We start from the raw sequence: 1130 nt of genomic DNA, 5'->3' as shown, positions 1-1130 counted from the left end.
GCTTAATATCTTTTTTTGCCATATTCATATAACTCCAATTAAGTCTTTAATATTAACAGACTTAACAGGAATACACGAATTTTATGTCACACCCCAGCGTTCTTTATATATTCAGTGTCAATGCTCCGGATAAGGAAAATTGTGCAATTAAATACACTGCTCCAACTGCTCTGAACGGAACTCCGAAAATTGAAACTGCTTCTTCCGGTTGCTAGTGTTTGAATAATTTTATCTCCAAGGTTTCAATGGTTTTGTGTAACTGCGGGGTAAGTTAAAATTCCCAACTCTCAGGTTGGGAATTTTTATTTCTATATTTTCTGTTTCTTTTGCAGAGCCTTTCCTGTGTCTCATATTTGTTTCATGTTCCGGCAATGAAGCTTCAAGTATTCAGACAACTTTATTTTCTTTCTGACAATCTCGGAAAAGTTTTACATTCAGGTAATGCAGTCTGATAAATATTGGAAAGTGATGACATTATCTTAGGTATGTATTCGTAAGACAGTTGAATTACTGGGTTTTCAGGTGAATGAGGCGTTTTAACATACAGAAAATACAGCAGGAAATAAAGTGTACACTAAGATATTTCATAACAGTTCAGTGGTGTAAAGAACAGATAATACTCGGTCGTGCAGAGACTTAAACATAACTGTAATGTTTTTGTCATTCAAACTTTCAGCCGGCCTCTCAGAGAATATCGGCAAAAATATGATAGACTTGTAATATGGTATTACTTGGTGTGTCAGGTTTATAGGATAATCAGAAATGTTAAAGCCCATAGGTATTGGAGCAGAATTATTTCATAAGCTTATTGAAAATGACTGCTATTACGTTGATAAGACTCCTTTTATCAGAACCGTGTTTAAGGAGAACAAAGCGGACGTAATGCTTATCACGAGACCGAGACGTTTCGGAAAAACCCTCACCATGTCCACCTTCTATGACTTTCTGGCTCTTAATCCAGAAAATCCCGGTGACGTGTCACGTCAGGAAAACTGGTTTAAGGACACCAAAATCTTTGAGGATAAGGAATTCTGCGCCAAATACATGGGAAAGTTTCCGGTAATATTCATTTCACTAAAGTCTGTTTCCGGTAATGATTTTATAGGGGCTTACCAACAGCTCGGCAGTAC

At 36.8% G+C, this 1130-nt stretch carries 1 protein-coding gene; it reads left to right on the top strand.

The annotated features are described in order from the left end of the window. Positions 1-762: 762 nt before the first annotated feature. On the top strand, positions 763-1130 hold a 368-nt coding region (locus BMY80_RS11990; RefSeq protein WP_177178603.1), incomplete at its 3' end, for an AAA family ATPase.

This window comes from Ruminobacter amylophilus (assembly GCF_900115655.1).
GTDB classification, from domain to species: Bacteria; Pseudomonadota; Gammaproteobacteria; order Enterobacterales; family Succinivibrionaceae; genus Ruminobacter; species Ruminobacter amylophilus.
Note: the sequence above shows the minus strand (reverse complement) of the source record. Positions and strands in the feature narration are given on the sequence as shown.